Origin of the sequence: Nonomuraea polychroma (assembly GCF_004011505.1) — a bacterium.
GTDB classification, from domain to species: Bacteria; Actinomycetota; Actinomycetes; order Streptosporangiales; family Streptosporangiaceae; genus Nonomuraea; species Nonomuraea polychroma.
The window spans coordinates 1706511-1731844 of sequence record NZ_SAUN01000001.1 but is presented as its reverse complement, the minus strand read 5'-3'; the positions used below and the strand labels follow the sequence as shown (position 1 = coordinate 1731844).

The 25334-nt window shown below is 68.9% G+C and carries 27 protein-coding genes and 1 tRNA gene; 14 read left to right on the top strand and 14 right to left on the bottom strand.

Annotated features, from left to right (window positions below; translation table 11 throughout):
• Nucleotides 1-43: 43 nt before the first annotated feature.
• Complete coding sequence (locus EDD27_RS07535) at nucleotides 44-364, top strand: GroES family chaperonin (protein WP_127931718.1); 321 nt, start codon at nucleotides 44-46, stop codon at nucleotides 362-364.
• Here the strand turns inward: EDD27_RS07535 and EDD27_RS07530 are convergent.
• Together EDD27_RS07530 and EDD27_RS07525 are read right to left on the bottom strand one after the other, a co-directional pair.
• Complete coding sequence (locus tag EDD27_RS07530) at nucleotides 359-1267, bottom strand: TolB family protein (protein WP_127931717.1); 909 nt, start codon at nucleotides 1265-1267, stop codon at nucleotides 359-361. The genes EDD27_RS07535 and EDD27_RS07530 overlap by 6 nt on opposite strands.
• Nucleotides 1268-1321: 54 nt before the next feature.
• Complete coding sequence (locus EDD27_RS07525) at nucleotides 1322-1777, bottom strand: TIGR02611 family protein (protein WP_127931716.1); 456 nt, start codon at nucleotides 1775-1777, stop codon at nucleotides 1322-1324.
• Between the two features lie 162 nt (nucleotides 1778-1939).
• Between EDD27_RS07525 and EDD27_RS07520 the strand changes: the two genes are divergently transcribed.
• The 4 genes from EDD27_RS07520 (at nucleotide 1940) to EDD27_RS07505 (ending at nucleotide 5029) form a co-directional block, all read left to right on the top strand.
• Nucleotides 1940-2848 (top strand): phosphotriesterase family protein, encoded by a 909-nt coding sequence (locus EDD27_RS07520; protein WP_127931715.1) that lies wholly within the window; start codon nucleotides 1940-1942, stop codon nucleotides 2846-2848.
• Between the two features lie 33 nt (nucleotides 2849-2881).
• Complete coding sequence (locus EDD27_RS07515) at nucleotides 2882-3271, top strand: PPOX class F420-dependent oxidoreductase (protein ID WP_127931714.1); 390 nt, start codon at nucleotides 2882-2884, stop codon at nucleotides 3269-3271.
• 46 nt (nucleotides 3272-3317) lie between these two features.
• Nucleotides 3318-4325, top strand: a complete 1008-nt coding sequence (locus tag EDD27_RS07510; RefSeq protein WP_127931713.1) for a sensor histidine kinase — start codon at nucleotides 3318-3320, stop codon at nucleotides 4323-4325.
• 62 nt (nucleotides 4326-4387) lie between these two features.
• Nucleotides 4388-5029: a response regulator transcription factor gene (locus tag EDD27_RS07505; protein ID WP_277750697.1), complete on the top strand. Its 642-nt coding sequence runs from the start codon at nucleotides 4388-4390 to the stop codon at nucleotides 5027-5029.
• Between the two features lie 5 nt (nucleotides 5030-5034).
• Here the strand turns inward: EDD27_RS07505 and secY are convergent, their stop codons facing one another.
• A complete protein-coding gene (secY, locus tag EDD27_RS07500) occupies nucleotides 5035-6324 on the bottom strand; it encodes a preprotein translocase subunit SecY (RefSeq protein WP_127931712.1) in 1290 nt (429 codons plus the stop codon).
• Between the two features lie 127 nt (nucleotides 6325-6451).
• Between secY and EDD27_RS07495 the strand changes: the two genes are divergently transcribed.
• Complete coding sequence (locus EDD27_RS07495) at nucleotides 6452-7027, top strand: P-loop nucleotide/nucleoside kinase family protein (protein WP_127931711.1); 576 nt, start codon at nucleotides 6452-6454, stop codon at nucleotides 7025-7027.
• On the opposite strand, the gene EDD27_RS07490 is transcribed toward EDD27_RS07495, so the two are convergent.
• A complete protein-coding gene (locus EDD27_RS07490; protein ID WP_206641303.1) occupies nucleotides 7012-7791 on the bottom strand; it encodes a putative hydro-lyase in 780 nt (259 codons plus the stop codon). The genes EDD27_RS07495 and EDD27_RS07490 overlap by 16 nt on opposite strands.
• 57 nt (nucleotides 7792-7848) lie before the next feature.
• On the opposite strand from EDD27_RS07490, the gene EDD27_RS07485 reads away from it, so the two are divergent.
• Nucleotides 7849-9483 (top strand): sodium:solute symporter family protein, encoded by a 1635-nt coding sequence (locus EDD27_RS07485; protein ID WP_241563906.1) that lies wholly within the window; start codon nucleotides 7849-7851, stop codon nucleotides 9481-9483.
• A gap of 37 nt (nucleotides 9484-9520) precedes the next feature.
• Here EDD27_RS07485 and EDD27_RS07480 read toward each other — a convergent pair whose 3' ends face one another.
• Entirely contained in the window at nucleotides 9521-10039 is a 519-nt protein-coding gene (locus EDD27_RS07480) for a winged helix-turn-helix transcriptional regulator (protein WP_127931709.1), read from the bottom strand.
• 67 nt (nucleotides 10040-10106) lie between these two features.
• On the opposite strand from EDD27_RS07480, the gene EDD27_RS07475 reads away from it, so the two are divergent.
• Nucleotides 10107-11039, top strand: a complete 933-nt coding sequence (locus EDD27_RS07475; protein ID WP_127931708.1) for an NADP-dependent oxidoreductase — start codon at nucleotides 10107-10109, stop codon at nucleotides 11037-11039.
• Between the two features lie 14 nt (nucleotides 11040-11053).
• Here EDD27_RS07475 and EDD27_RS07470 read toward each other — a convergent pair whose 3' ends face one another.
• Both EDD27_RS07470 and EDD27_RS07465 read right to left on the bottom strand, forming a co-directional pair.
• Nucleotides 11054-11290, bottom strand: a complete 237-nt coding sequence (locus EDD27_RS07470; protein ID WP_127931707.1) for a hypothetical protein — start codon at nucleotides 11288-11290, stop codon at nucleotides 11054-11056.
• Nucleotides 11290-11514, bottom strand: coding sequence for a DUF6158 family protein (locus EDD27_RS07465; protein ID WP_127931706.1), 225 nt, complete (start codon nucleotides 11512-11514; stop codon nucleotides 11290-11292). The genes EDD27_RS07470 and EDD27_RS07465 overlap by 1 nt, the downstream gene beginning before the upstream one ends.
• A 96-nt stretch (nucleotides 11515-11610) precedes the next feature.
• On the opposite strand from EDD27_RS07465, the gene EDD27_RS07460 reads away from it, so the two are divergent.
• Both EDD27_RS07460 and EDD27_RS07455 read left to right on the top strand, forming a co-directional pair.
• Nucleotides 11611-12543 carry a LysR family transcriptional regulator gene (locus EDD27_RS07460; RefSeq protein ID WP_127931705.1) on the top strand — a complete coding sequence of 311 codons (933 nt, stop codon included), beginning with the start codon at nucleotides 11611-11613 and terminating at the stop codon, nucleotides 12541-12543.
• An 84-nt stretch (nucleotides 12544-12627) separates the two neighbouring features.
• A complete protein-coding gene (locus EDD27_RS07455) occupies nucleotides 12628-14106 on the top strand; it encodes a S1 family peptidase (RefSeq protein ID WP_127931704.1) in 1479 nt (492 codons plus the stop codon).
• Nucleotides 14107-14177: 71 nt separating this feature from the next.
• Here the strand turns inward: EDD27_RS07455 and EDD27_RS07450 are convergent, their stop codons facing one another.
• Nucleotides 14178-15314, bottom strand: a complete 1137-nt coding sequence (locus EDD27_RS07450; RefSeq protein WP_127931703.1) for an FAD-dependent oxidoreductase — start codon at nucleotides 15312-15314, stop codon at nucleotides 14178-14180.
• 295 nt (nucleotides 15315-15609) lie between these two features.
• On the opposite strand from EDD27_RS07450, the gene EDD27_RS07445 reads away from it, so the two are divergent.
• The 4 genes from EDD27_RS07445 (at nucleotide 15610) to EDD27_RS07430 (ending at nucleotide 18478) form a co-directional block, all read left to right on the top strand.
• Nucleotides 15610-15683 (top strand) — tRNA-Ile (locus EDD27_RS07445).
• 265 nt (nucleotides 15684-15948) lie between these two features.
• Nucleotides 15949-17373, top strand: coding sequence for a hypothetical protein (locus EDD27_RS07440; protein ID WP_127931702.1), 1425 nt, complete (start codon nucleotides 15949-15951; stop codon nucleotides 17371-17373).
• Between the two features lie 143 nt (nucleotides 17374-17516).
• Nucleotides 17517-17861: a winged helix-turn-helix domain-containing protein gene (locus EDD27_RS07435; protein ID WP_127931701.1), complete on the top strand. Its 345-nt coding sequence runs from the start codon at nucleotides 17517-17519 to the stop codon at nucleotides 17859-17861.
• Nucleotides 17858-18478, top strand: a complete 621-nt coding sequence (locus tag EDD27_RS07430) for a hypothetical protein (protein ID WP_127931700.1) — start codon at nucleotides 17858-17860, stop codon at nucleotides 18476-18478. The genes EDD27_RS07435 and EDD27_RS07430 overlap by 4 nt, the downstream gene beginning before the upstream one ends.
• 2 nt (nucleotides 18479-18480) lie before the next feature.
• Here EDD27_RS07430 and EDD27_RS07425 read toward each other — a convergent pair whose 3' ends face one another.
• From EDD27_RS07425 to EDD27_RS07395, 6 genes are all read right to left on the bottom strand, one after another.
• The gene (locus EDD27_RS07425; protein WP_127931699.1) at nucleotides 18481-19731 is read right to left on the bottom strand and encodes a hypothetical protein; all 1251 of its coding nucleotides are present in this window, start codon (nucleotides 19729-19731) and stop codon (nucleotides 18481-18483) included.
• Between the two features lie 11 nt (nucleotides 19732-19742).
• On the bottom strand, nucleotides 19743-20837 hold the full coding sequence (locus EDD27_RS07420; protein ID WP_127931698.1) for a helix-turn-helix domain-containing protein: 1095 nt from the start codon (nucleotides 20835-20837) through the stop codon (nucleotides 19743-19745).
• An 89-nt stretch (nucleotides 20838-20926) separates the two neighbouring features.
• On the bottom strand, nucleotides 20927-22432 hold the full coding sequence (locus tag EDD27_RS07415; RefSeq protein ID WP_127931697.1) for a helix-turn-helix transcriptional regulator: 1506 nt from the start codon (nucleotides 22430-22432) through the stop codon (nucleotides 20927-20929).
• On the bottom strand, nucleotides 22429-23499 hold the full coding sequence (locus tag EDD27_RS54005) for a hypothetical protein (protein WP_164903526.1): 1071 nt from the start codon (nucleotides 23497-23499) through the stop codon (nucleotides 22429-22431). The genes EDD27_RS07415 and EDD27_RS54005 overlap by 4 nt, the downstream gene beginning before the upstream one ends.
• A gap of 44 nt (nucleotides 23500-23543) precedes the next feature.
• Nucleotides 23544-24167, bottom strand: a complete 624-nt coding sequence (locus tag EDD27_RS07400; RefSeq protein WP_127931694.1) for a hypothetical protein — start codon at nucleotides 24165-24167, stop codon at nucleotides 23544-23546.
• Entirely contained in the window at nucleotides 24164-24706 is a 543-nt protein-coding gene (locus EDD27_RS07395) for an RNA polymerase sigma factor (RefSeq protein ID WP_127931693.1), read from the bottom strand. Before EDD27_RS07395 ends, EDD27_RS07400 begins: the two co-directional genes overlap by 4 nt.
• Nucleotides 24707-25334: the final 628 nt, after the last annotated feature.

The following is a 25334-nucleotide window of genomic DNA, read 5'->3' as shown; positions in this document are numbered from 1 at the left end:
GCATTCATCCTGGCGCGGCTCCGGTGACTCGTACACTTGAGCCGTGGAACAGCCCAAGTTCGAGATTCAAATGCTGCACGACCGGGTCATGATCAAGCTGGAGCAGGAGGCGGAGGAGCGGCGCAGCGGCTCCGGCATCGTCATTCCGGCAACGGTCAAGATGGCCAACCGGCTGTCCTGGGGCGAGGTGTGCGGCGTAGGCACGAACGTGCGCTCGGTCAAAGTGGGCGACAAGGTGCTGTTCAACCCGGAGGACCAGTTCGAGGTGGAGGTGCACGCGCAGGTCTATCTCGTGATGCGCGAGCGCGACCTGCATGCCGTGGCCACCCAGGAGACCGACCACGGGACCGGCCTCTACCTATGACCTGCGGGTGAAGGAGAGCCACAACTCCGCGGCCCACGTCTTGGCCGGGACGCTCGCGAGCACGCGCGTCACCTTCCCGCGCAGGTCTACGACCGCCAGGCGATAGGCGCCCTGGTACGGCAGGACAGCGATGACGTGGCTCTCGTCCCACCAGCCGAACACGGCCTCAGGCCGTACGTGGACCCGCTGGGCGATCGTGCCGGCGATGGGATCCACCAGGCAGAGCTGCTCCTTGAAACGCGACGGGCACCACGTGGCCAGGCGTTTGCCCGACGGCGAGAACGCGTCCTCCGGGCCGGTCGGCAGGCCGACGCCCGCGAGCGTGCGCATGACGGCGCCGTCGGACGGCCGATAGAGACGCAGTCCGGCGCCGTGCCGGGAGACGAGGTTGCCGTCGGGGCTCCACCAGAAGCCCGCGCTCGCGCTCAGACCGGGGATGCGCACCGTGCGGGCGGACTTCGCGGCCACGTCCACGACCGTGAACCCGAGCACCCGCCACGTGCCGCTCACCTTCTGCTCGACGGTGAGCGCGACCTTCTTGCCGTCGCGGGACCAGGAGGCGTAGGAGGCGGTCAGCGGCTTCTTGACCGTGCGGATCGTGGTGGAGTCGCCGGTGGTGCGGTCGGTGACGACGAGGGCGTCGTAGCCGGAGCGGTACGCCGCCGGCACGCCCGCCGCCAGCCGGCCCCCGGGCGCGACGGACACCTCGCCGAGGGTTTTCTCCCAGGCGAAGGCGGCGCCGGTGACGGACCTGAGGTAGGTGCGCTTGGTGCCGAGGCCGTACGCCGTGAGCTGGACGGGATCTCCGGCATTTTCGCGATATTTCATGCCGCCGGTGCCCGGAAGATCCACCGGGGCGGCGGATATGGTCAACGACAGGGCGAGAGCGACTTCGGCGATCACGCCCGCAGAATAGGCGGCTATTGGCCCGATTCCGGGCGGCCATAACGACCGGGTCTAGATGTAACGCTGCGCGATCTCGATGACGTCGAAGCCCAGGGTCAGCAGGCCGAAGTAAACGATCACGCAGGCCGCTGCCAGCGTGACGATGAGCACAATGATGCGGACCGTCCAGCCCTGCCTCTTGTACCACTCCGTCCAGGCGTGCAGCGTGCTCTTGCCGAACTCCAGCACCTTGTGCGCCCAGTGGAACTCCGTGGCCAGCACCGCCAGGCCGGCGAACACCACCAGCCATCCCGGCCCGGGGAACGGCACCATGATGAGGCCGCCCACCACCATGACGGTTCCGATCACGCCGATGACGATCTTCAGCGTCAGCGCGCCCGTGCGCGTGGCCCTGATGCCGTCGAGCCATCCGTGGATGCCACGGCGGCGTCCGGGCATGGCGGACTCCTCGGCGGCCTCCCCCTTGATGACGTCGGCGTCGCCGGTGTCGGAGTTCTTAATCGGCACAACTACCCCCGGCAGCGATCGGTGTGCCCCCCAGGATACGACCCCGTCCGTGTCGTCAACTTGCAGATGACTAGCAAATCACCAAACCATGCGCATCGTAAAATTTACGGCGCATGGCCGCCTGAGCTGCCACCTTTCAGCAAATATCGGTTAATGTCTGCTATGCCCGAGGTTTTGCTGCGTACCGTCACCGGCCCCGTACGGGCGGCCGCCGTCACCGGCGCCGTTCTGCCCCACGAGCACCTGCGTACCGACCTGCGCTGGGCCGTCGGCATCGACTCCGACCCCTACCGCTGGCTCGACGAGGAGGCGTCCGTCACCGCCGAGCTGCGCGAGCTGCGCACGTCCGGCGACCTGGGCCTGGTGGTGGATCTGACCAGCATCGGCATGGGCCGCGACGCGGCCACGCTGGCCCGCGTCGCGGCGAGCGGCCGGGTGCCGGTGATCGCCTCGACGGGTCTGTTCGCGGAGCCGTTCACGGAGGTGCGCGACGAGGACGTGGACACGCTCACCAGGCAGCTCATGTACGAGATCAGCAGCGGCCTGGACGGCACGGGGGTGTTCCCCGGCGTGATCGGCGAGGTCGGCAGCTGGGGTCCCGAGCCCACGCCGCGCGAGGAACGCTGCTTGATCGCCGCCGCCCGCGCGTCCCTGCAGTCCCGCCTGCCCGTCGCCACCCACGGCAAGAACGCCCTGGCCCTGCTGGAGATCCTGCTCGGTGAGAACCTGCCGAGCTCCCGGGTGGCGGTCGGCTACGCCGGCACCGACCTGGGCGCCGCCCGCAAGATCGCCGAGGAGGGCGCGTACGTGAGCCTGAGCGTGCTCGGTCATGGCGCCGACCAGGCGGCCAGGATCGCGCTCGGCCTCATCGAGGACGGTCACGCCGACCGCCTGCTGATCAGCACCGGCGTGAGCCGGGTCGCGCAGCTGCGCAAGTACGGCGGCCCGGGGTATGCCCGGCTGTTCCACGACCTGCTGCCCCGCCTGCGCGACGCGGACACGAGCGAGGACACGATCCGCCTGCTCACCCACGACAACCCGCTGCGGTGGCTGACCTCCGGCTCGGCTTGACCTCAATAGCGCTTGAGGTTGCACGCTGACCGTATGACCTTCACGCGAGCAGAGCTCGAATATCTGGCCACCCAACGGCTGGGGCGCCTGGCGACCGTCTCCCCCGACGGACAGGTCCAGAACAGCCCCACCGGTTTCTTCGTCGACCCCGACGCGGGCACGATCGACATCGGCGGGCACGACCTTGGCAACTCCAAGAAGTTCAAGAACGTCCAGGCAGGGAGCACGGTGGCGTTCGTGGTGGACGATCTCGCCTCGATGAATCCGTGGACGGTGCGGGGCGTCGAGATCCGGGGCACGGCGGAGGCGCTGACGGGGCAGGAGCCGCCGTTCCACGGCTTCTCGAGGGAGATCATCAGGATCAAGCCCAACAAGATCATCTCTTGGGGGCTGGGCGGGCCGATGTCGAACCGGAGGGTGTGAAAACTCGCTAGGATCGGGGCTACGACGGCTCTTGGTCGGGTGGGGGATGGAGACGGAGCACACGCCGAGGGGCGGCCGCCTGCGCAGGCCGCTCTCCGCTCTGTCGCGCCTGACCCGGCTGGGCGACATTCCGGTCGTGCTCATGCTGGCGTGGGCGGGCTGGCTGGCCGTCCCGTGGTCGTTCAGCGGCCTCGCCCAGGCCCGCGCCGCCGCGGCGGCCGCGGCCGACGCCGAGCCGCCCCAGCTCTCCGCGGATGCGGTGACGCAGGCCGGCCCATGGGCGCACCAGGTGGCGTGGAGTCTCCCCGGCCCTCGCCCGGCGCCCCTGACGACGATACGCCGCACGACGTGGGCGGACACGCCCTCAGAAACCTGCGGATCGGCCACCGCGCCGTCCCCGTCCCGCCTGAACGGGACAGTCCCGGCGCCGGCCGGACCGGCCGATGCGGATGCGGTGTCGCTGGAACGGGCGAGGGCACTGGAGCGCGCGAGGATCGCCGGTGAAGTGCATGACGCCGCCGGACACGGGCTGGCGGCCATCGCCATGCAGGCCGGGCTCGCACTCGTCACCCTCGACGACGACCCCGAGCAGGCGCGGCTCTCCCTGCAGGCCATCAGGGAGACCAGCGTGACGGCACTCGCCCAGCTGCGGGCCGCGCTCGACGGCATCGATCAGCCCGACGGCGACCTGACCCGCCTGATCGGCGGCGTGCGGGCGGCGGGCCTGCCGGTGGACCTGGAGCCCGCGCACCCCGCCGTGCCCGGGCATCTACGCGGGACCGTCTACCGGGTGGTGCGCGAGTCCCTCACCAACGTGCTCCGCCACGCGGGCCCGACCAGGGCGCTGGTGCGGGTGTCGAACGATCCGCAGGCCTTCGTGATCGAGGTGGCCGACCGGGGCGTCGGCGCGACGGGCGCGGCGGGCGCGGCGGAGGGCCGAGGGCTCTCGGGGATGCGGACCCGGGTCGCCGAGGCGGGCGGCCATCTCGCCGCCGGACCGCGGGCGGGCGGCGGCTTCCAGGTGATCGCCAGGTTCCCGCAGGGCTCAGCGTGACCGCGCCCGGCTCTGCGCAGGGCGGCAGAGCGGACGCTCCCGGCGCTGCGAAGAGTGTCCGGGTGGCCATTGCCGACGATCAGGCCGTCGTGCGGATGGGGCTGCGGGCGCTCCTGGATCGCGAGCCCGGCATGGAGTGCGTCGGCGAGGCGGCCGACGGGGCGGCGGCGCTGACGCTGATGCGGCGGACCCGCCCCGACGTGCTCCTGCTCGACATCCGCATGCCCGGCATGGACGGCCTGGCCACCCTCCGGGCGATCGCCGAGGACCCGGAGCTGCGGGGCACGAAGATCGTGGTGGTGACCACGTTCGCCGTCGACGAGTACGTCTTCGCCGCCCTCCAGGCCGGCGCCAGCGGTTTCGTGCTGAAGGACAGCGCCCCGGACGAGCTGGTCAACGCGGTCCGCGTGGTCGCCGCCGGTGACGCGCTGCTGTCGCCGGCGATCACCAGGAAGGTGATCGGCCTGTTCGGCCGGCACGGGACGGAGCCGGTCGAGGGCATCGAGACGCTCACGCCCAGGGAGCGGGAGATGGTGGCGTGGGTGGCCACCGGCAGGTCGAACGAGGAGATCGCCAAGGAGCTGGTGATCAGCCCCGACACCGTGCGCACCCACGTCAGCCGGGCCATGGTGAAGCTGCGCGCCAGGGACCGGGCGCAGCTCGTGGTGTTCGCCATGCGCGCCGGCCTGACGGCCCCTCCCTGACACCGCTACTTCAGGAACCCCTCGTAGTTGCGCTGCTGCAGCTGGGCCTCGATCTGCTTGACGGTGTCGAGCCCGACGCCGACCATGATCAGCACGCTGGCCCCACCGAACGGGAAGTTCTGCTGGGTGCCGGGGTCCTTCAGAATCGCGAAGGCCACCAGCGGCAACAACGCGAGCACCCCCAGGTACGCCGCCCCCGGCGCGGTCAGCCGGGACAGCACGTACGCCAGATACCGCGCGGTGGACCGCCCCGGCCGGATGCCGGGCACGAACCCGCCGTAGCGCCGCATGTTGTCGGCCACCTCGTCGGGATTGAAGGTGATCGACACGTAGAAGTAGGCGAACGCCACGATCAGCAGCACGTACACGGACATGTAGAGCGGATGCGTCCCCGAGGTCAGGTTCCGCGCCACCCAGGCCCCCGCCTCGTCCCCGAGCAGCGGCGCCGCGAGCGTCGGCAGGTAGAGCAGCGACGAGGTGAAGATGACCGGGACGATGCCCGCCTGGTTCACCTTGAGCGGGATGTACGTGCTGCTCCCGCCGTACATGCGCCGTCCCACCATGCGCTTGGCGTACTGCACCGGCACCCGCCGCTGCGCCTGCTCCACGAACACCACGGCCGCCACCAGGAACAACCCCGCCACGATCATCACCACGGCGCCGACCGGCGTCAGCACGAAGATCTTCGCCATGTACCCCGGGAAGACGGCGACGACCTGGGTGAACATGAGCAGCGACATGCCGTTGCCGATCCCCCGATCGGTGATCAGCTCGCCCAGCCACATGACCACGCAGGCCCCCGCCACCATGGTCAGCACGAGCACGGCGGAGGAGAGCAGGCCGTCGTCCCTCAGCAGCGGACGGGCGCAGCCGGGCAGCAGCTGACCGGTGCGGGCCAGCGCGACGACGGTGCCGGCGTTCAGCAGGGCGAGCGCGACGGTCAGGTACCGCGTGTACTGGGTGATCTTCGCCTGCCCCCGCTGCCCCTCCTTCCTCAGCGCGTCCAGGTGCGGCACCAGCACGGCGAAGAGCTGCATGACGATGCTGGCGGTGATGTAGGGCATCACGCCGAGCGCGAACACCGACAGCTGCAACATCGCGCCCCCGCTGAGCATCTGCGCCAGGTCGAAGAGCCCGCCGTCGGCCGTGCTCACACATTCCCGCACCGCCACCACGTCCACCCCCGGCGACGGCATGACCTGCCCCAGCCGGAACAGCGCGATGAGCGCGAGCGTGAACAGCAGCTTCTTACGCAGGTCGGGCACGCGGAACGCCCTGATCAACACGGTCAGCATGGACACCGAGTCTGACCGGCGGGCCCCCGGACGTCGTCCGCCCAGCCGAGGCACCGGCGTACGCAGATCTGCGTAGGCGCGGCTGTGGCAGGCCGCTGGGCGTGACGGCCGCCCTATGTTTGACCCCATGAGCACTGTCTGGGTGATCAGCGGTCCGCCGGGCGCGGGCAAGTCCACGGTGGCGGCCGAGCTGCTCGCCCGCCTGTCCCCCGTGCCCGCCGTGCTCGACAAGGACACCGCGTACGGCGACTTCGTGGCGGAGGTCCTGCGCGCCCACGGCAGGCCGGACGGCGAACGCGAGGGACCTTGGTACGACCAGCACATCAAGCGCCACGAATACGCCGGCCTGACCAGGCTGGCCAGGCAGATCCGCGGGCACGGCTGCCCGGTGCTGCTCGACGGCCCGTTCACCACCCAGGTCCACGACGCCGCCAGGTGGGCGGAGTGGGTGACGGAGCTGGGCGGCCCGCCGGTGCGGCTGCTCTGGGTGCGTTCCGACGGCCCGACCCTGCGTGAGCGCCTCACCGCCAGGGGGTACGGCAGGGACGCGGGCAAGCTGGCGGCGTTCGCCGACTATCTGCGGAACATCCGGGTGGACGAGCCGCCGGTCGTCCCGTACCTGGAGATCGACAACCGGTGCGGCGCGCCGCCGGTCGGCGAGCAGCTCACGGCGGCGGGCATCCCGGCTCAGACCAGCCGGTAGTCCTCGTCCCGGACGTCCAGGATCGCCATGTGACCGGGCAGGTGCCCGATCGCGTAGTCGACGCCGCTGGCCATGATCGCCGCCTGCGGCGTCACCCCGCACGCCCAGAACAGCGGCACCTCGCCGGCGCGCACCTCCACCGGGTCACCGAAGTCCGGCCGGGCCAGGTCGCCGATGCCGATCGCGGCGGGGTCGCCGATGTGCACCGGTGCCCCGTGCACCCGCGGGTAGCGCCCGCTCACCTCGACGGCGGTTTTCACCAGCTCCTCCGGCACCGGCCGCATCGACACGACCAGCGGCCCGGACAGGCTGCCCGACGCCTCGCACGGAACGTTGGTGACGTACATCGGCACGTTCGTCCCCAGCTCCAGGTGCCGCACCGGCACCCCGGCCGCGAGCAGCGCCCGCTCGAAGGTGAAGCTGCAGCCGATGAGGAACGGCACGAGGTCCGCACGCCACTCCTCCACCACCTCGTCGAGGTCGGCGACCGGGCGGCCGTCCCGGTAGAGCCGGTATCCCGGCAGGTCGGTACGGAGATCACCGGTGAACAGAGCCGTGGACCAGGCGCCCGGCTCGCCCACGTCGAGCACCGGACACGCCTGGGGGTTGTGGTGGGCGAACAGCAGCAGCTCGTACCGCAGCCGCGCGGGCACGGCGATCAGGTTGGCCTGCGTCCAGCCCCGGCACCAGCCCGCGGTGGGCACCCGCTCGCCGGTGCGGAACCGCTCCCGCGCCTGCGCCGGGGTCAGATCGGCGACGTCCACAGACACGACATTACGCCTCTTGGGTGATGTTGTGACTTTCCCGGGTAGCGGGTGCGGGTGCGGCTTGACGTGAACGTCCTCGACTACCTCCTCATCGCCCTCTATTTCGCCACCGTGATCGGGATCGGCTTCGCCGCGCGCAGCCGGATCAGCACCAGCCTGGATTTCTTCCTGGCCGGCCGAGGGCTGCCGGCGTGGGTGACCGGCCTGGCGTTCGTGTCGGCGAACCTGGGCGCGATCGAGATCCTGGGCATGGCGGCCAACGGCGCCCAGTACGGCGCGATGACCGTGCACTACTACTGGATCGGCGCGGTCCCGGCGATGGTGTTCCTCGGCATCGTGATGATGCCGTTCTACTACCGCTCCAGGGTCCGCAGTGTGCCCGAGTTCCTGCGCCGGCGGTTCAACGGGGCCACGCAGCTGCTGAACGCGATCACGTTCGCGGTCGCGCAGATCCTCATCGCCGGGGTGAACCTGTACGCGCTGGCGCTGGTCATGGAAGCCCTGCTGGGCTGGCCGCTGCCGGTCTCGGTGGTGATCTCGGCGATGATCGTGCTGACGTACATCACGCTCGGCGGGCTCTCCTCGGCCATCTACAACGAGGTCCTGCAGTTCTTCGTGATCCTCGCCGGCCTGATCCCGCTGACCGTGCTCGGGCTGATGAAGGTGGGCGGGATCACCGGCCTGTTCGACAGAGTGCGGCAGAGCACACTCGGCGAGGGCGGCCTGCACTCGTGGGCGGGGATGGGCACGGGCGAGAACCCGATGCAGGCGCACTGGATCGGCATCGTGTTCGGGCTCGGCTTCGTGCTGTCGTTCGGCTACTGGACGACGAACTTCGCCGAGGTGCAGCGGGCGTTGTCGGCCAGGAACACGAACGCGGCCCGGATGACGCCCATCATCGCCGCGTTCCCGAAGATCTTCATCCCGCTGGTGACGGTGCTGCCGGGCATGATCGCGCTGGTGCTCTTCAGCGATCTGGGCCGCGGGCAGGCGTACAACAACGCGATCCCGCTGCTGATGCGCGACCTGCTGCCGAACGGGGTGCTGGGGGTCGCGGTGACCGGGCTGCTGGCGTCGTTCATGGCGGGGATGGCGGCCAACATCAGCGGGTTCAACACGGTGTTCACCAACGACATCTGGCAGGCGCATCTGGTGCGGGACCGCGACGACGACTACTACGTGCGGGTGGGCCGGATCGCGACCGTGGTGGGCGTGGCGATGGGGGTGGGGACGGCGTTCATCGCCGCCGGCTACTCCAACATCATGAACTACCTGCAGGCGCTGTTCTCGTTCTTCAACGCGCCGCTGTTCGCGACGTTCATCGTGGGCCTGTTCTGGCGGCGGATGACGCCGTGGGCCGGCTTCTGGGGGCTGCTCGCGGGCACGCTCGCCGCGTTCGCGTCGTACATCCTGTACAAGAGCGGGTACGTGGACTTCGGCACCGAGCTGAACGCCAGCTTCTGGGGCGCGGGCCTGGCGTTCGCCGTGGACGTGGTGGTGTCCGTGGTGGTCACGCTGGTCACGACGCAGAAGCCGCAGGAGGAGCTGCGCGGGCTCGTCTACGGGCTCAGCGACGTCACCATCGAGGACGACGCGCTGGCCGGGGACGCCAGGTGGTACCGCTCGCCGGTGCTGCTGGGCACCGGCGCCCTCGTCCTGGCGGCCGTGATGTACGGAGTGATCATATGAGTGACATCCGGATGGTGATCGGCGGGCTGTTCCTGATCTACGGCGTGATCCTCATCATCGCCGGCGTCCTGGGCAGCGCCGTGAACCTGTGGACCGGGCTGGTCATGGCGGTGTTCGGCGGCACGTTCGTGGTGTGGGCCCGGGTCAGACGGATCTGACCGGCTCCTGGGCCTTCTTGGTCGTACGCCTCGCGCGCGGCGATGACGTCGTCGGCGTGCTCCCCCGCCCACGCGCCGATGGCCCGCAACACGCCCATGGCGCTGGTGCCGAGGCCGGTCAGCGCGTAGTCCACCCGCGGCGGGATCGTCGGATAGACCGTGCGGCTGACCAGGCCGTCCCGCTCCAGCGTGCGCAGGGTCTGGGAGAGCATCTTCTGGGTGATGCCGTCGAGCATCCTGCGCAGCTCGTTGAAGCGCCTGGGGCCGTCGAGCAGCGCGCCCAGCACCAGGCCCGTCCACTTGCTGGTGAAGATCTCGAGAACCGTGTTGGGCTTGCACGCCCGGAGGAACGCCTCGGCGCCGCCGTACTGCCGGAGATCCGGAAACCTGGTATCCATGAGGTACCTGAATACCAAACAAGTGCCTTCTTCACAACGGATACCAGGGGCCAGCAGCATGTGTGTCATGCGTGCTGTTACTTATCGCTCCTTCGGGGAGCCTGACGTTCTGGAGATCGCCGAGGTGGCGCGGCCCGTGCCGCAGGCGCACGAGGTGCTCGTACGGGTGCGGGCGGCGGGCGTCAACCCGCCCGACTGGAAGCTGCGGCGGGTCCCCTACCCGCCCGACTACGTCGATCTGCCGCTGACTCCCGGGTGGGACATCTCGGGCGTGGTCGAGGAGGCCGGCGAGTACGTCGGCCGGTTCAAGCCCGGGGACGAGGTCTTCGGGATGGTCGATTTCCCGCTCTACGCCGGCGCGTACGCCGAGTACGTGGTGGCCAGGCCGCGGCAGTTCGCCCGCAAGCCGGACGGGGTCGATCACGTGCAGGCCGCGGCGCTGCCGATGCCGGCGCTGACCGCCTGGCAGGCGTTCGAGGACGTCGCGGAGGTCACGGCGGGGCAGCGGGTGCTCGTCCACGGGGCCGCCGGGGGCGTCGGCCACCTGGCCGTGCAGCTGGCCAAACTACGCGGCGCGTACGTGATCGGCACGGCGCGGGCCGCCAAGCACGCGTTCGTGCAGGGGGTGGGGGCGGACGAGGTGATCGACTACACCGCCGTGGACTTCGCCCGTGCGGTCTCCGACGTGGACGTCGTGCTCGACATGGTCGGCAAGGACTATCCGGCCAGGTCGCTTCCCGTGTTGCGGCCCGGGGGCGCGTTCATCGGCGCCGCGGGGATGACGCCCGAGGACGTGGCCGCATACGAGCGGGCAGGGCTGCGCTCCGGCGTGTTCATCGTGGAGCCCGACCACGCGGCGCTGGAGTCGATCGCCGCCCTGGTGGCGGAGGGGCGGCTGGCCGCGCACGTGGACCGGGTGTTCCCGCTGGCCGAGGCCGCGAAGGCGCACGCGCTGATGGAAGGCGGCGACTTCGTCGGCAAGCTGGTCCTGGAGGTGTGACGCCCAGAGACCGATCAGTACTCGACCTCGAACGTGTGCGGCCCCAGCCCGTACCCGTCGCCCTTGGGCACCACATACCCGTGCCCGACCAGCCGCGCCAGGCTCCCGCGCAGGTCTTCCTCGGCCATCCCCGACGCCCGGATCAGCCCGTCGAGGTCCGCGTGGCCCTTCTCCACGGCTTGGGACGCCACGGCCTCGTACACATGGATGTCGACGTCCGACAACGCCTGCACATCGTGAGCTTCGGACATCAGCGCTGCCTCGCTCCCTCCCTCAATCTGAAGGGGTCGACCTCACGATCCGGGTACCGGCGGAGGTATTCGGACTCGAGCTCGTTGGTGCGGGACGTGTGCATGGCCAGGGCGTCGTCGGAGCCGTGGAAGAAGGTGTCGCTCCTCGTGGCGTGCAGCTGACGCAGCTCGCGTACCAGGTCATCGTCGCTGAGCTGGGCCGGGTCTATTCCCATCGTCGTCATGGGTTTCCCTCTACCCCAGAGTCCCCCGACAATATCTGTCATATTTCCTGACATATAGGGATTGTCTGTAAGATGTCCGGGCTTTACCTTCCCGTTATGGACCTCGAGCTCAGGCACCTCAGGATCGTCCGCGCGGTCGCGGACGCGGGAAGTGTGAGCAAGGCCGCGTCCCTACTCGGGCTGGCACAACCGGCCCTGACCGCCCAGCTCAAGCGTATCGAGAGGGTGCTCGGCGGCGCCCTCTTCGAACGCGACCGCCACGGCGCCAGGCCCACCCGCCTCGGCGAACTCGTGCTCGCCAGGGCACGGGTGCTCCTCCCCGCTGCCAAAGAACTGCAGGAGGAGGCCGTACGATTCGCCCACGCCCCCTCCCCCGGCTTCCGCATCGGCGCCACCAACGGGCCGATACTCGGCGGTCTGGTCGACCGGCTGGCCGCCGAGCGCCAGGTCAGCACGTACACGTCCTGGTCGGCACACGAGCTGGCCGGCATGGTCGAGCTCGGCCGCCTCGACTACGTGCTGACGGGCGCCTGCGGCGACTCCGGCACCCCCACCGGCTCGCTCGTGTGGGAGACGATCAGCCTCGACCCCGTCTTCTGCCTGGTCGCCGAGGCCCACCCCGCCGCCAGGGAGAAGGAGGTGGAGCTGGCCGATCTCGCCCGCGAGCAGTGGGCGGTGACGCCCGGCGACGGCTGTTTCGCCGACTGCTTCGCGATGGCGTGCGCCCGCGCCGGGTTCACCCCCGGCACGATCTACGAGACGGACGTGTCGACGTGCACGCACCTCGCGCAGGTCGGCCGCGCCGTGGTGCTCTGCCAGGCCACCCACCAGGCCGCCCAGGGGCTCGTCATGGTCCCGCTCGCGGGCGCGCCGCTGCGCTGGCGGCAGCTCCTCGGCCGCCACCCCACCGCACCCGATGCCGCCTGGGTGGTGGCACAGGCCAAGGAGGCCCACAAGGAGGCCGTACGCCGGAGCCCGGTCTACCACGACTGGCTGGTACGAAATCCGGGATATGGCACCGCGCCATAACACGGTGATAGGGGCAAAGTAGTACTCCTCCGCTTCTGGGTCCGCCGTTACCGTGACGGCACCCCCAGCAGCGAGGAGACCATCATGCTTCGCACCCCGGCGCTGATCGCGATCGCGATCGGCGCGTTAGTCGTGACGGCCACCCCCGCCGTCTCCGCATCCTCCTCCACCGTTTCTTCTGCCGGTTCTTCTGCCGGGAAGCCGCCCTCTGGCGTGGTGGACGCGCTGGAACGCGATCTCGGCATCACCGAAGCCCAGGTGATCAACCGCCTGGCGAACGAGGCGCGCGGCAACTCCGCCGCCCCGGCCCTGCGCAAGAAGCTCGGCGACCGCTTCGCCGGCATCTGGTACGAAGGCGCCGAGAGCACCTTCGTCGTGGCCAGCGTCGACCCGGCCGACGCCGCCGAGATCCGCCGCGCGGGCGGCGTGGCCCGCATCGTGCCGCGGACGCTGGCCCAGCTCTCCGCCGTCAAGGACAGCTTGGACCGGACCGCGCCGCCCGCCGCCGTCCACAGCTGGGCCATCTCGCCCCAGGACAACTCGGTCGTCGTGGCGGCGAACGACACGGCGGCGGCACAGTCCTGGATCACCGCCAGCGGCGTGGACGCGGCGGCCGTCAAGGTCGAGCCGTCGGCCGAGCGACCGCGCCTGTTCTACGACATCCGGGGCGGGGACGCGTACTACACCTCGGAGGGTTACCGCTGCTCCGTCGGCTTCGCCGCCAGGCGCGGCACCCAGCTCGGCTTCACCACCGCGGGCCACTGCGGCGCCACGGGCGTGACCACGACCGGCTACAACCGGGTGGCGCAGGGCACGGTCCAGATCTCGTCCTTCCCCGGCAACGACTACGCGTGGGTCGCCACCAACTCACAGTGGACCGCCCCCGGCGTCGTGAACGGCTACAGCGCCGGAATCCTCCCGGTACGCGGCGCCACCGTCACCCAGCCCCAGGGCTCGGTCTGCCGCTCCGGCTCGACCACGCAGTGGCGCTGCGGCACGGTGACCGCGCTCAACGCCACCGTCAACTACCCGGAGGGCACCGTGACCGGGCTGACGCGTACCACGGTGTGCGCCGAGGGCGGCGACTCGGGCGGCTCGTTCATCTCGGGCGACCAGGCGCAGGGCATGACCTCTGGCGGCTCGGGCAACTGCACCGTGGGCGGCACCACGTACTTCCAGCCCGTGGGCGAGATCCTCTCCGTGGGCGGCTTGACCCTGGTCACCGCCGGGGGCACCGACCCGCCGCCGACCGGGTGCCAGGGCCTTGAGGAGACCTACAGCGGGTCGCTGACCTCGAACGCGAGCGCGTACCAGCCGAACGGCTCCTACTACCAGGCGACGGTGTCCGGCACCCACTCCGCCTGCCTCGACGGTCCGAACGGTGCGGACTTCGATGTGTACCTCCAGAAGTGGAATGGCTCGTCATGGTCCGTGGTGGCCAGAGGCGACAGCCCGAATCCCGACGAGACGATCAGCTACAACGGCACCGCCGGTTACTACCGGTATCGGGTGCACGCTTACAGCGGGTCGGGCTCGTACACGCTGGGCCTGAGCCGCCCATGACGGTTTACTCCAGCTGAGAAGCGGTCGGCGAGGCCGGGGCGATGACCACGCCCCGGCCTCGCCACGCCTACCTAGATCCGATTGCTGAGGCTGCGGAGCAGGAGCCCGAAGCCGCGAGTGGCAAGACGCGGCGGTGTGGCACCGTTCATCCGGATGAGGTGCTCGCTCTGCATCACCGTCCTGGGGCCGGACACCGCGAGGGCGCGTGAGGCGACCGTGGAGGCCAGGGCCGCCCGCCGCCTCCTCCTGGAGGAGTACACGCCTACGACCGCACGCGGATCGGGTACGGTGCCCAGGCACTCCACCAGCGTCGCCACGTCCTCGAGCGCCTGGTTCGTGCCGTGCGCCATGACGGGCGGCATTCCGTGCGCCGCGTCCCCGAGCAGCACGCACCGCCCGTCCCCCCAGCGGCGCGGCACCTTGTGCCGGGTGTGCGGGAACACCTCGGCGTCACCGTCCTCCAGCGACGCCAGAACCTGCTCGACCGGCGCACCCCAGCCGGCGAACCGGCGGCGGAGCATCTCCAGCGGCTTGTCCTCCGGCGGCGCGCCCGGCGACCACGGCACGTCGAAGAACCACTGCATGAGCCCGTCGCCCGCGCCCATGAACCCGAAGTCGCCCTGCCGGCCGACCATCAACGTCGTGGTCGAACCGGGATCGAACGGAGCCGGCGTCAGACCCTGCCAGACCGCCGCACCGGTCAGGCCCGCCTGACCACCGCCCAGCACAAGGGTGCGTACCCGCGAGTGCACCCCGTCGGCCCCGACCAGGAAGTCACCGCTGTATTCCTGACCTTCATCCGTCCGCACCCGTACACCGTCGCCGTCGGCCCGCAGATCCATGACCCGCACGCCGAACCGTACGGTCCCCTCCGGCAGCCCGCTCGCCAGCAGCGTGATCAGCGACCCGCGCGGGATCACTCGCGCCGCCGACCCGAACCGCTCCGCCAGAGCTTCCAGGTCGAACTCCAGCACGTGGCGTCCGCTCGCGGTCCGCAGGCACAAGGTCGTCAGCCGCTGCCCCGCCCCCTCCAGCCCCACGCCGAGATCGCCGAGGATCGCCGTACCGTTGCACCACAACGTGATGGCCCCACCCCCGAGACGCAGCCCTTGCGCCTGTTCCAGCACCACGACCTCGTGCCCCGCGGCGATCAACCCCCGCGCCGCCGCGAGCCCGCTGATCCCCGCCCCCACCACAAGCACCCGCACCGGCGACCTCCCGACTAGCTCTACATAAAGTAGTACTACTTGTTATAGAGCATCCGACCGATCGGCCTCAAGATCCCGACGAGGCGCCAGGCGCACAGGCGCCGCAAGCGCTCAGTGAGCGGATACGATCGGCGCAGGGGTCCACCAACGTTGCGGAGCATGGAATGATGTCCGGGAGACCTTGTCTCCCGTCCGGCGGGGCACCAGAACGGGATCGAAATGCTCTAGCCTTAGCCATGCACGAGGCTCGGCATGCTCGGCTCGACCCCTGCCGTGCTTCACACAACTGAATCCAGGGGCGGTAGCTCAGCCGGTCAGAGCATCGGACTCATAATCCGTGGGTCGTGGGTTCAAGTCCCACCCGCCCTACTTTTCAGACCAGCCCGAACTCCTGTCTGACCTGCGGTAACGGCTGTCCGCCGACGCTCGGCGTGTGCCACGGTGTGCCAGTCGCGGCCCGCGAGTGCCACCACTCGCGGAATATACGCGGAATGATCTCGCCGCCCGTGGCCGCCGCTTATGTGGGCGGGGCCAAGTGACGGCGGCCGCCAGCGCGGCGTGTCAAGATCAGGCGTCGACCCGCACACCCGGCGGTGGCGTCGCGCCTTCCTCCAGATCGTTTCCACAGGGACATGTGCAGGTTCCTCGTTCGCTGCTGCGCTCGCCTTCGCACAATGCCCTGGCGGTAGCCGCGTGGGCGATGTACGAGACGCTGATGCCCCGCGCCCTGGGCGGCGGGCGAGCTCCGGCGTACGCGCGGCGCTGCTGGGTGGCCGACGCGCTGGGCGTGAACGAGAAGACCTTGGACAGCGCACGCCGCCAGCTGCTCGCTGACGGCGCAAGCGGGCCGTGGCTGGCCCGCTCCCGTCCGCTCGGGGCCAAGCGGGCGGTCCGGCACGCTGCGCTACAGCTGCCCCGCGAGACCGGCGACCCGTACGTGGAGGTGCCGGCCTGGACGCTGAATCTGCTGTCGGCCTCCAGCGAATCCGATCGGCGCATCTCCCCCGCCGCATGGCGGTTGTACGCACTGGTGCTGGCCAACCACAAGGACGCTGACCAGCCGCTGGAGACCTCCGTCGGCCACCTCGGCAGCCTACTGGACGCCTCAGCCGACACCGGCCGGCGCAGGCTCGGTGAACTGGAACGCGCAGGCCTGACCGAGGTCACCCAGCGCCGCGGCGGCCGCCTCCTCGTACGCCCCGTGCGAGACCCGGACGAGGCCGCCACAGTGGCTGTCACATATGCCACACAAGGCCGTCAGCACACCACCAGCCCCTCGCACCCCAGAGCATTCACCCCTGGCAAGACCGGGCAGTCACCCCTCGCAAATGCGGGCAGTCCACAGAAGGCACATGATCATAAGACATCACAGCTGGACGCATCTCGACCTCCCGCCGCAGGCGACCTGCAGTCCGTAGGCGGCCAGGCGCCCGAAGCAGGAAGAGAAGTTTCCCCAACGCACGCCATGCCGAGGGCGGCGCGGGACTCAGCGACGGCGCGGCAGGCCGCCCAGCTCTATCGCCATGCCCTGCCGACGACGCTGGCCCAAGCCATCCCAGCGTTCGGCCAGCGGCGCGTGCTGGCCGAGATCGCCGCCGAGCTCGCCATCCGCACACCGGCCGAGCTGGCCGAGCGGATCCGCCGGCGCTCCGAGCCATGGCGGTGGCGCGAGGACATCGCCGACGTCACCGCAGTGGCCATCACCATCGTCCGCCGCGGCTACCACTGCCCCGACGTCCGGTGCGAAGACCACCACCGGCTCGACACCGGCCAGCCGTGTGCAGCCTGCACCGAGATCGCAGCCGAGGTCGTCCGCCGACGTGCCAGGGCCTTGAGTCCCGGTGAGCGGGCCTGCGTAGTTGCCGCAGCGAGTGTGTCAGCTCCTCCACCGGTCCATGAGGTGACTACCGCGGCGGACGCTACCGCAAGGCTTGGCAGCCCACCCTACGAGGATCCTGCCTATCAGGCCGCTCGAGCCAAGGTGCGCGCCCTTGGTCGCCGCGAGCTCGGGAAGGCGATCGTCGCCGAGCGCCCGGGCCGCGGCGAGGTGACCAGGTGACCACTCCGGTGACTCCGAACCGCCTGCCTCCACACTGGCCGCTTGCTGGCCCAACTGACGGCTACGGCATGGCCAAGCACCACACACGCGCCCACAACCTCCTATGCCGTCTATCGCGAATCGCGAATGGCTATAGTCGCTTTGTGACGTTGAACGAGCTGAGACCCCTGTCGTCGGCCTTGTTCGGCCACCGCTATCGGCTGGAGATGCTGGCGGCCCTCGTGAAGGAGGAGACGCGCGGCGGGTTGTGTATCAGTCAGCTCGCCAACCGCTGCAAAGTGTCATCGAGCGTCTACTATCCGTCGCTAAAATTGCTCGTCTCGGCTGGAGTGGTCCGCAGGGTGAGCAGGGCGGACAGTGACGCGAGGGTGTATTACCTGCCAACGGGGAACCCGGTATGGACGGGCTTGCGGAGAATGGTGGAGGATCTTGGGGTGGAGATCGAGCTTCATGGCACGTCCGACCGCCTTCCGGAGGTGGCCGGATGATCTCCGCATCTACATTGGTCAGGTTTTCGGGATCGACGCCACGTCCCGCCGCCGCCGACGTTGCGGTTACCCGCCTGCGCCTGTTCGACACCTCGGTCTGGATGGCCTATCGACGCGACGATGTCGAGTGGGCTCGCCGCGCACAGGTCGGTCTCGGTGCCGTGCTCGCGTGGGACTTGCTGGACCTACTCATGGCGCTGCCGGAGGGATTTCCCGTTCCGCTCAGGTCCCTGCCTCGCTCGCACAAGCGCCGCTTGTACCGCGCTCCGGGTGGGGTCGCGACGATCACAGCGGACACGGTCACGCGCCACATCGTTCCGCCGGTTACTCCGCTGTTGGCCGTGGTGACTGCTACGGATTTGCACGATGGGCTGGTTCGTGCTTCTCGCTTCGCCGCCTACTGCAGCCGCATGACCCTTGTCCCGTCCGTGCCGGGTAACCGGCACGAGGAGCTGGCAATGGCCGACCTGTATGGCATCGGCGTGGCGGTCGTTGATCAGCGACCTGCCCGAGTCCTGGTCGAACCAGAGTCTCTGACCGACTGGCAGCCGACCACTGCGTGGTGGCGTTTCACTGAAACCATCTACCGTCAGGCGACGGGAAAACTCGGGGTCTGAGGTCAGGCGTTGGCGACGACGTCAGTCGGCCAGGCCGGCAGCGTGGCCCAAGCCTCGACTGGGGACTGCGGCTTGAACTCCTCCAGTCGATTGAGCAGGCGGCTGAAGATCGTGTGGTGATCGACTGCGTCCTTGCAGCGCTTACGCCAGTAGATGGCCCGGTCTCGTATGGTCGGAGCATCGAGGATGTCGCGTGCCCATGTCGACCACACGGCGATCGCATGCACGATGGCTTCTTCCTGATCGTCTCGGCTCAGGAACCTGCTGAGACGCTGGCCGCCCGGGTTCTGGGCGGAGCAGACGGTGCAGAAACATCGAGGTGTGGCACCCGGCCGCGCACCGAACTCCTCAGCGATCTTGCTGCCCTTCCAGAAGCAGGCAAGTTCGGGGATCAGGACGCTGGGAGACGGGTTCTTGCTGAAGGCGAAGGGCTTTTCGGTGGGGTCGATCGCGTGGCGGAGACTGCCCCCGGTCCCGATGGCGCCGGCGAAGGCGCCGTGTGCGACGAGGTCGAGGGCGTTGAAGTCTGTCCGGATCGGCATCAGGGGGATGGTGGCGGCAAGGGTCCGCAGGTTGGGGATGATCTGCTTGTTCTGGTCGAGGGGGTCGCCTTGGCGGCCCAGGGCCAGCGCCACCGGCCCCTCCAAGTGCTGGAGGACGGCCAAAGTCTGGCTGAAGTACCTGGGGCCGAGCAGCGAGATGTGCAACGGGACGACCAGCATCGCGTTGCTGTGCTTGAGCTGCTTGAACTTCTCGACGGCGGCCTTGAGGACGTCGATGGTGGCGATGAAGCCGCTAGGCGTCAGCGCCGTCGCCGCGCCGGCTTCGAGCTGCTCGTCGAGAACGTCTCCGAGGGACACCGACCAGAGTCTGCCCTCAGGTACTCGGAATGGCGCATCGCAGGTGGCGGTGTACTTCTCCTTGCCCTCGACGTCCTTGCCGTCGTACACCGCCGGGTCGATCATGAACACAACGTCGCGGTCGCGGCTTGCCAGGTCGAGCTGGATGCCCTTGCGCGGGTTTACACCCGCGATCACCAGCCCCGACCGCTGCCGATCCAGGAACGGCCGGACAAGCTCGATCCTGCTCGCCTGCGTGTAGACCATGACCCGGTTGAGGAGGGTAGCCGCGGGGCCGTCCGGGACGTCAGGGGAGCGTCGGGTCGCGAGGGCTGCCCACCGAGCCTCCAGGTCCGAACGAGCGTCGACCCCCGAGCTGGCCCCGTCGGTGGGGCCATCCTGCCGATTCGTCATCAGCTGCTTCCTCAGATGTGTGGAACCACGTCGTTACCGAACAGCTCACGCAGTTTGTCTGTAGTTGTTCCAGCTGCGGCAGCGGCGGCGTCTGCCCCACCGGCTGCCTTCACCGCGGCCTGGACCAGAGCCGGGACCACCACGGGTCGCTCGGCGGGCAGCGGCTCAGGCTCGCCGGTTCGCCAGCCGAGCGCCGAGATCTGGGCGTTGATGCTGCGATACCGCGAGTCGCTGATCACTGCGAGATCCACTGCTCGGCGAAGCACCTCGGCTGCGGAGATTCGCCAGGTGGACTTGAGCTGCAAGAGCCGCGCCGGCGTGATCGGCGCAGCCCGCAGGTCATTCCTCAGTTCTGCCGATGGAGCGAGTAGTTCTGCCGAGAACCGCTGGGCCATTTCTTCGACGTCCTCGTCCGGATCCGGGGAGCACGCCACGTGGCCGAGCTCGTGACCCAGCGTGAATCTCTGGCGATCGGTGGGGGCGTCGGTATTGATCACGAAGAGTGGGGCCTCCCCGGGAGGATGCAGGCTGGTCGCGTCGACCTCGCGTCCTCCTAGGGACATCGGCACCACCAGTGCGCCCATGCGTTCAGCGATCGCCGTGACCGACTCGACCGCGCCCCGGCCAAGCCCGAGCTCGGAGCGCACGGCCTGAGCGACCTCGTCCGCGCCGTCCATGCCTCCTACATGCATCGGAGTCCAAGTGAACTCCGGCAGCCTCTGCCCCGCGACCTCTGCGAGGCGCTGTAGGTAGAGGCGGAGCAGGTTGACCCGGGCGTGGAGCGTCCGCAGCGTCGAGGCTTTGGTCGAGGCACGGTTCCGGTGGTAAAGGCATCCCTCGCCCAGTGACCATATCTTGGAGTCGGCTGTCAGTAGATCCGGCGTGCACTCCAATGCGGTCGCGAACACCTCCAGTCGATCCCCGCTGACCGTCAGGGCGCCCTTTTCCACCCGGGACACATACCCCTGACTGATCTTGGGGTGGGCGCCCATGATCTTGGTGAGCCGGTCGGCGAGCTGGGCCTGCGTCAGCTCCAGGGCCTCGCGCGCCGCGACCAGCAACTGCTGGTTCGCCACGGGCTCATCCAACGGGAACAACGCATCCATGGGTGCGAGTGTAGCGGATGAGTCGACAAAAAATCGCGAAAATATTCCGGAAGGAATTCGGGTCTCGATGCGGCCAGCGGCGATGCGTCTCAAGAAGTCGCTCCAGGCGGTGCGTTGCTACCCGGGCTTTCCGGCGGGCGTCCGGCACGAGATGCTTCGAGCTGGGCGCGGCTTAGTACGGTGCCTTTTGGCCAGTCGGTTTCGGTGAGGGCGTCCAAGCCCTCGGGAGCTCCAGAGGCGCCACGCGCTCCGGGCGCGTTGATGTCGTCGAGCAAGTGGTGTATCAGTAGCGCCAGCGTCCCGGGGCCAACTCCTGGATAGCCCCAGCTGAGGCCGTAGTAGGAGTGCTTGGGCGCGGGGTAGAGGATGCCGTCTTGGGTGCGCACCCAGATGGTCTGATCCAAGATGATCTCGGCCAGAGGGCTGCTGGCGGGCAGCCTACGTGGGATGGCGGTGTCCATGTTTCCGGTGGGGGTGCGCATGACTGGAGCGTCGGTTTCGGGGTCGATCAGGCATCCTGCGTCCCCGTCCGTCCAGTGGCCGTGGTGCATGATTTCGAAAGCTGCGGTGCGTGTGCTAGGTACCAGGCGCCGGGCCCATTCGGCACCGCAGGTGGTACGGGTATCGATGGTTTCCGGGTTGCTGTAGGGAAAATCGTCGCCACCGTCCCACTTCATCGCCTCCTGGACGCACTGCAGCGCAAGGATGTCGTCGCGGCCGAGGATCTCCAGCCATCCGACGCGCCGCACCGCTTCATCGAGGTCGGAGCTGTCGACGTCGGGCACGTTCAAGGGAATGGCGGCCACCACGGTGGTGCCCGGCTCAACGGCGTCGGCCAGCATCTGCAAGTCCCCCTCGGCCGAGGTGCTGGCGCGATGCTGGGCGATCCTGGCGAGGTTCACCAAGACCTGTTGCGCCGGACTGCCATCGTCGAGAACGGCAGCCAGCCGCAGCAGCGGCACGACATTCAGCTCGGGAATGGTGGCGGCGGACGCCTTGGCGGCGGCTGGCCGCCAGGCGGTCAGCAGATCGCCGATGCGCAGCATGTATGGCCAGTATGGCGCTGGTTGACCGAGTATGCGGGACAGCTGTGGCCATGCGGGCTCGTAGACGACGCCGGTGTCGGGCAGGATCGCTTGCAGCGCAGGGCCGAAGGCGGTGAAGTCGCTGCGAACGGCCACGATCGCCGCAGCCTCGGCGCCGACTTCGTAGCGGGCTCGCTGCAGGGCGGTTTCATGGGCGTATTCCGGGTCGGGCCATACCAGCCACAGCGGGCCAAGCTGGGTATGCCAGCACAGAAGGGTGGCACGCTCCATCCGGTGGCTTCCGTCGTAGGGCGCCGGCGCGGTGGCATCTGGCCAGTAGGTGACCGGGATGCGGCTGGCCAGCTCGCGGGCAGCATGGGTGGCTGCCCACCGATAGACGTCGCTTTCGCGCCATCTCGGATGTCCGTTGTGTTGGCTGGTATGTGCAGGGAAGACGCCTGTCCGGATCCGCCACCACAACAACGGCCGCGGCCAGCCGAGCAAGCGGGCGCATCCGGACAAGTCGTGCAGGGGAGAGTGGTCCACGCGGGGATGCTGGTCGGTGCTCATCGCGTCTCCACCTGCACGATCCCTGCCGAGATGCCCCGCCATGCTTGACTCGGGTCTGTGCCGCTCTTGCCGGGCAGTGTGGGCCCGGTCAACAGCAGCACCTTGCCTAGCCGTCGGGCGGCCTGCAGCCAGGAGATGCTCAGGCCTTCGCCGTAGTGCACGCCGGCGACGTAGTTGGTCGGCATCGGCTCGTTGGGGCGGATCAGGTCCACGTCGGTGGGACTGATGTGTGCGATCAGATCGGGCAGCGGAGTTGTCGGCAAGGGGTCATGCAGGCGCAGTGGGGTGAGGCCGAACAGGTCTGCTCCGCCGTGCATCCGGAAGGTGGCGGCCGGGGCGAACACCACCGGGAGCGGTTGACCGTAGCTGCCCGGCTCGGCTACCACCCACTCCAGGTCCTCCTCTGTCGCGCCATGCCAGGTCACGATGGCCACAGTGGTCAGTCCCTGGGCCCGGCCTTGCACGAATTCGGCCCGGCGCTTGGCCGTGGTGTACGCCCGCGGGGAGAGCCTAGGTGGAGTTCGGACGCCGAGCTTGGGCCCGTAGAAGGCGACGACGTAGCCGTAGCTGGTGGCGGCAGAAACCCATGCCGGATCCAAGGCGGGCGCGCCGGAGGCCCAGATCACACCGCTTGCGTCGCGGAGCACCACGCCCTCGCCGGTGCGATAGACGCCCCAGCCCAGCGCTGGCTGGATGGTCCACACAGGACTGTCGGGCAGATGATGAAATCCGCCCCCCACGATCGCCTCCGTTCGGGTCTCCCCAAGCACGGCCCCGGTGATCCGGTCCGTTCGGACGATGATTCGGCTGGGCTCGAACAGCACGACGGGGATCGGTTCCACGGTGCCGCTGTCGTCGACGAGCAGCTCGCCGTCCGGGCCCATGCCGCTGACCGGTTGGCCATTGCCGAGGATCGGATCGTTCAGGTAGGTGAGGCGGCACGCGGTCTCGGCCGTGAACTCCTCGCCAGCCTGCTCGATGTCGGTGATGCTATTCAGGGTGCGGCTCGCTGCCGGGGCGCTCCAGCGTGCTCGCCGCTGGTTCTTGATCCGTTTGGCCTTACCCATGGCCTGCTCCTCAGTAGGAGGGGATACAGAACGGGGGTTTCCGCTCACGTGTGTGGAGCGGGAACGGGACAAGTGCTCTCGTCAATGTCGTCGAACAACCAGACGATCTTGCCGTTTAGGACGCTGAGCTGCCCGAGGAGGTCGTCCACCACCTCCAGCAGGTCACGGGTGGGGTCGGAGGTGCCGTGCCGAGGATCGACCGGCAGGACTTGCAACAGACGCCGACGGGCCTGCTTGAGGGCGTGCTCAACGCTGGAGACCAGCCGTGCCGCCTCGGCCTTGGGCAATTCCCGCTTGAGTAACCCCGCACGCAGCTGAATCAAGAATTGCCGAGCGGCGTACAGGTAGGGGACGGCTGCGGCCTGAGCAGGGCTGCGGCCTGGCTCGTTTTCCACCTGCACCACCGTCAACAACAGGGCGATGTGCTCGCACACCTCGGCCAGCACGCCAGTGGGCGGCTCCGTCGCCACCGTTGCGGCGCGGTCCTGGCGCCTGCTGCCGTGCAGAGCGAAGATGGCTTCCTTGCCCGCCTGCAGATCCAGGGTTCCCTCGATGGCCGCGATGGCCGAGGCCCGGGTCTGGGCCAGCAGTGCGTTCAGTTCATGCTCGCCTTGACCTTCGCTTTCGCCGTGGCCAGGGCTCAGCCAATCCCTCCATCGCCTGTTCATCGCGGGTGCCTCCCTCTCGATTCCAGGGCCGCTCTCAGGGCGCGTTTGGCTTTGAACAGGTTTTGCCGGACCGCCGTGGGCTGCATTCCCAGCGACTCGGCGATCTCCGTGGGGGTGAATCCATCAAGGCACCAGGCCAGCGCTTGACGTTGCTTGATCGGTAACAGCTTCAGTGCTGCGATCACTTCGCGCTGTTCGGCGCGCAGTTCGGCGGCCATCGCAGCTGACAGTAAATCGATCTGGTCGGGCAGCTCATCGCTGATGGTTTCCCGCTGTCGTGCTCGCCGCCGGTCGCTGAGGTCGTTTTGTGCCACCCGGCGCAGCCACGCCTTGGGATGACGCAGGTCGTCCCAAACGCTGAAGGCCTTGACGAAGGCGGTCTGAGCCACGTCCGCAGCCGTGTCTCCATCGGCACCCAGCGCCAGGACAAACCACACCAGGGCTGGCATCTCGCGGTCGTAGAACTCCCCGAAATCCGCTGCGGTCACGGCATGCGATGCTGCCGAGAGGCCGACGGCCTCGAACTCATCGCCGCCCACGCCGACCACCAGGTCCCCGGCGTGGCCGCCTGCTGGGGCGCCGCCGTGGTCGCGTGGACGTCAGGTGCCAGGCGTTGCCAGCAGGGCAGCCGTACACACGCAGTCGCCCGCCAGCCGCCACCATGCACGCCCGGGCAGAGCGCGCTGCGGACTCCTTGCTGGGATGGCCGACCTTTCCGCAACAATGGCACGTTCGCGCACCGGTAATCGTCACGTCCATGATCGATCACCTGCCCTTCCGCTCGTCTGAGACCATCTGGGCGCTGGAGCTGTCGTCCACATAGACGGCTGGCGGGCGTGAGCGTTACCTCGAGAGCACAAAAGCTATGAATCGATCCAAGGCTGGCCGTGGTACACCCAGAGTTTGCGCGGATCATGGGGCTCCCTCTCCTGGGCCGCGCAGGGCTATCGATGTACGAAGTCGAGTGCACGGTTGTCCAAAGTCGGCTGCACCATCCCCTCGGGATGGTGAGCGGCGATGTTGTTCCCGGTGATCAGGCCGCAACGGCGGCGAATTGAGGCGGATGGACATCACCGTCGCGCACACGAGTACAGACAAAGGTGAACGGCAGTGCATACGACTACGGACATCTCGAATATCCGCACTCCTCTGCACATCGGCCCAGAA

Coding starts and splice junctions, on each gene's coding strand:
- EDD27_RS07520 (WP_127931715.1), top strand. CDS start 1,940: ATGCCCGAGGTTTTGCTGCGTACCGTCACCGGCCCCGTACGGGCGGCC.
- EDD27_RS54005 (WP_164903526.1), bottom strand. CDS start 23,499: ATGGGTAAGGCCAAACGGATCAAGAACCAGCGGCGAGCACGCTGGAGC.
- EDD27_RS07515 (WP_127931714.1), top strand. CDS start 2,882: ATGACCTTCACGCGAGCAGAGCTCGAATATCTGGCCACCCAACGGCTG.
- EDD27_RS07470 (WP_127931707.1), bottom strand. CDS start 11,290: ATGTCCGAAGCTCACGATGTGCAGGCGTTGTCGGACGTCGACATCCAT.
- EDD27_RS07465 (WP_127931706.1), bottom strand. CDS start 11,514: ATGACGACGATGGGAATAGACCCGGCCCAGCTCAGCGACGATGACCTG.
- EDD27_RS07480 (WP_127931709.1), bottom strand. CDS start 10,039: ATGGATACCAGGTTTCCGGATCTCCGGCAGTACGGCGGCGCCGAGGCG.
- EDD27_RS07495 (WP_127931711.1), top strand. CDS start 6,452: ATGAGCACTGTCTGGGTGATCAGCGGTCCGCCGGGCGCGGGCAAGTCC.
- EDD27_RS07460 (WP_127931705.1), top strand. CDS start 11,611: ATGGACCTCGAGCTCAGGCACCTCAGGATCGTCCGCGCGGTCGCGGAC.
- EDD27_RS07430 (WP_127931700.1), top strand. CDS start 17,858: ATGATCTCCGCATCTACATTGGTCAGGTTTTCGGGATCGACGCCACGT.
- EDD27_RS07475 (WP_127931708.1), top strand. CDS start 10,107: ATGCGTGCTGTTACTTATCGCTCCTTCGGGGAGCCTGACGTTCTGGAG.
- EDD27_RS07420 (WP_127931698.1), bottom strand. CDS start 20,837: ATGGATGCGTTGTTCCCGTTGGATGAGCCCGTGGCGAACCAGCAGTTG.
- EDD27_RS07415 (WP_127931697.1), bottom strand. CDS start 22,432: ATGAGCACCGACCAGCATCCCCGCGTGGACCACTCTCCCCTGCACGAC.
- EDD27_RS07400 (WP_127931694.1), bottom strand. CDS start 24,167: ATGAACAGGCGATGGAGGGATTGGCTGAGCCCTGGCCACGGCGAAAGC.
- secY (WP_127931712.1), bottom strand. CDS start 6,324: ATGCTGACCGTGTTGATCAGGGCGTTCCGCGTGCCCGACCTGCGTAAG.
- EDD27_RS07425 (WP_127931699.1), bottom strand. CDS start 19,731: ATGACGAATCGGCAGGATGGCCCCACCGACGGGGCCAGCTCGGGGGTC.
- EDD27_RS07510 (WP_127931713.1), top strand. CDS start 3,318: ATGGAGACGGAGCACACGCCGAGGGGCGGCCGCCTGCGCAGGCCGCTC.
- EDD27_RS07455 (WP_127931704.1), top strand. CDS start 12,628: ATGCTTCGCACCCCGGCGCTGATCGCGATCGCGATCGGCGCGTTAGTC.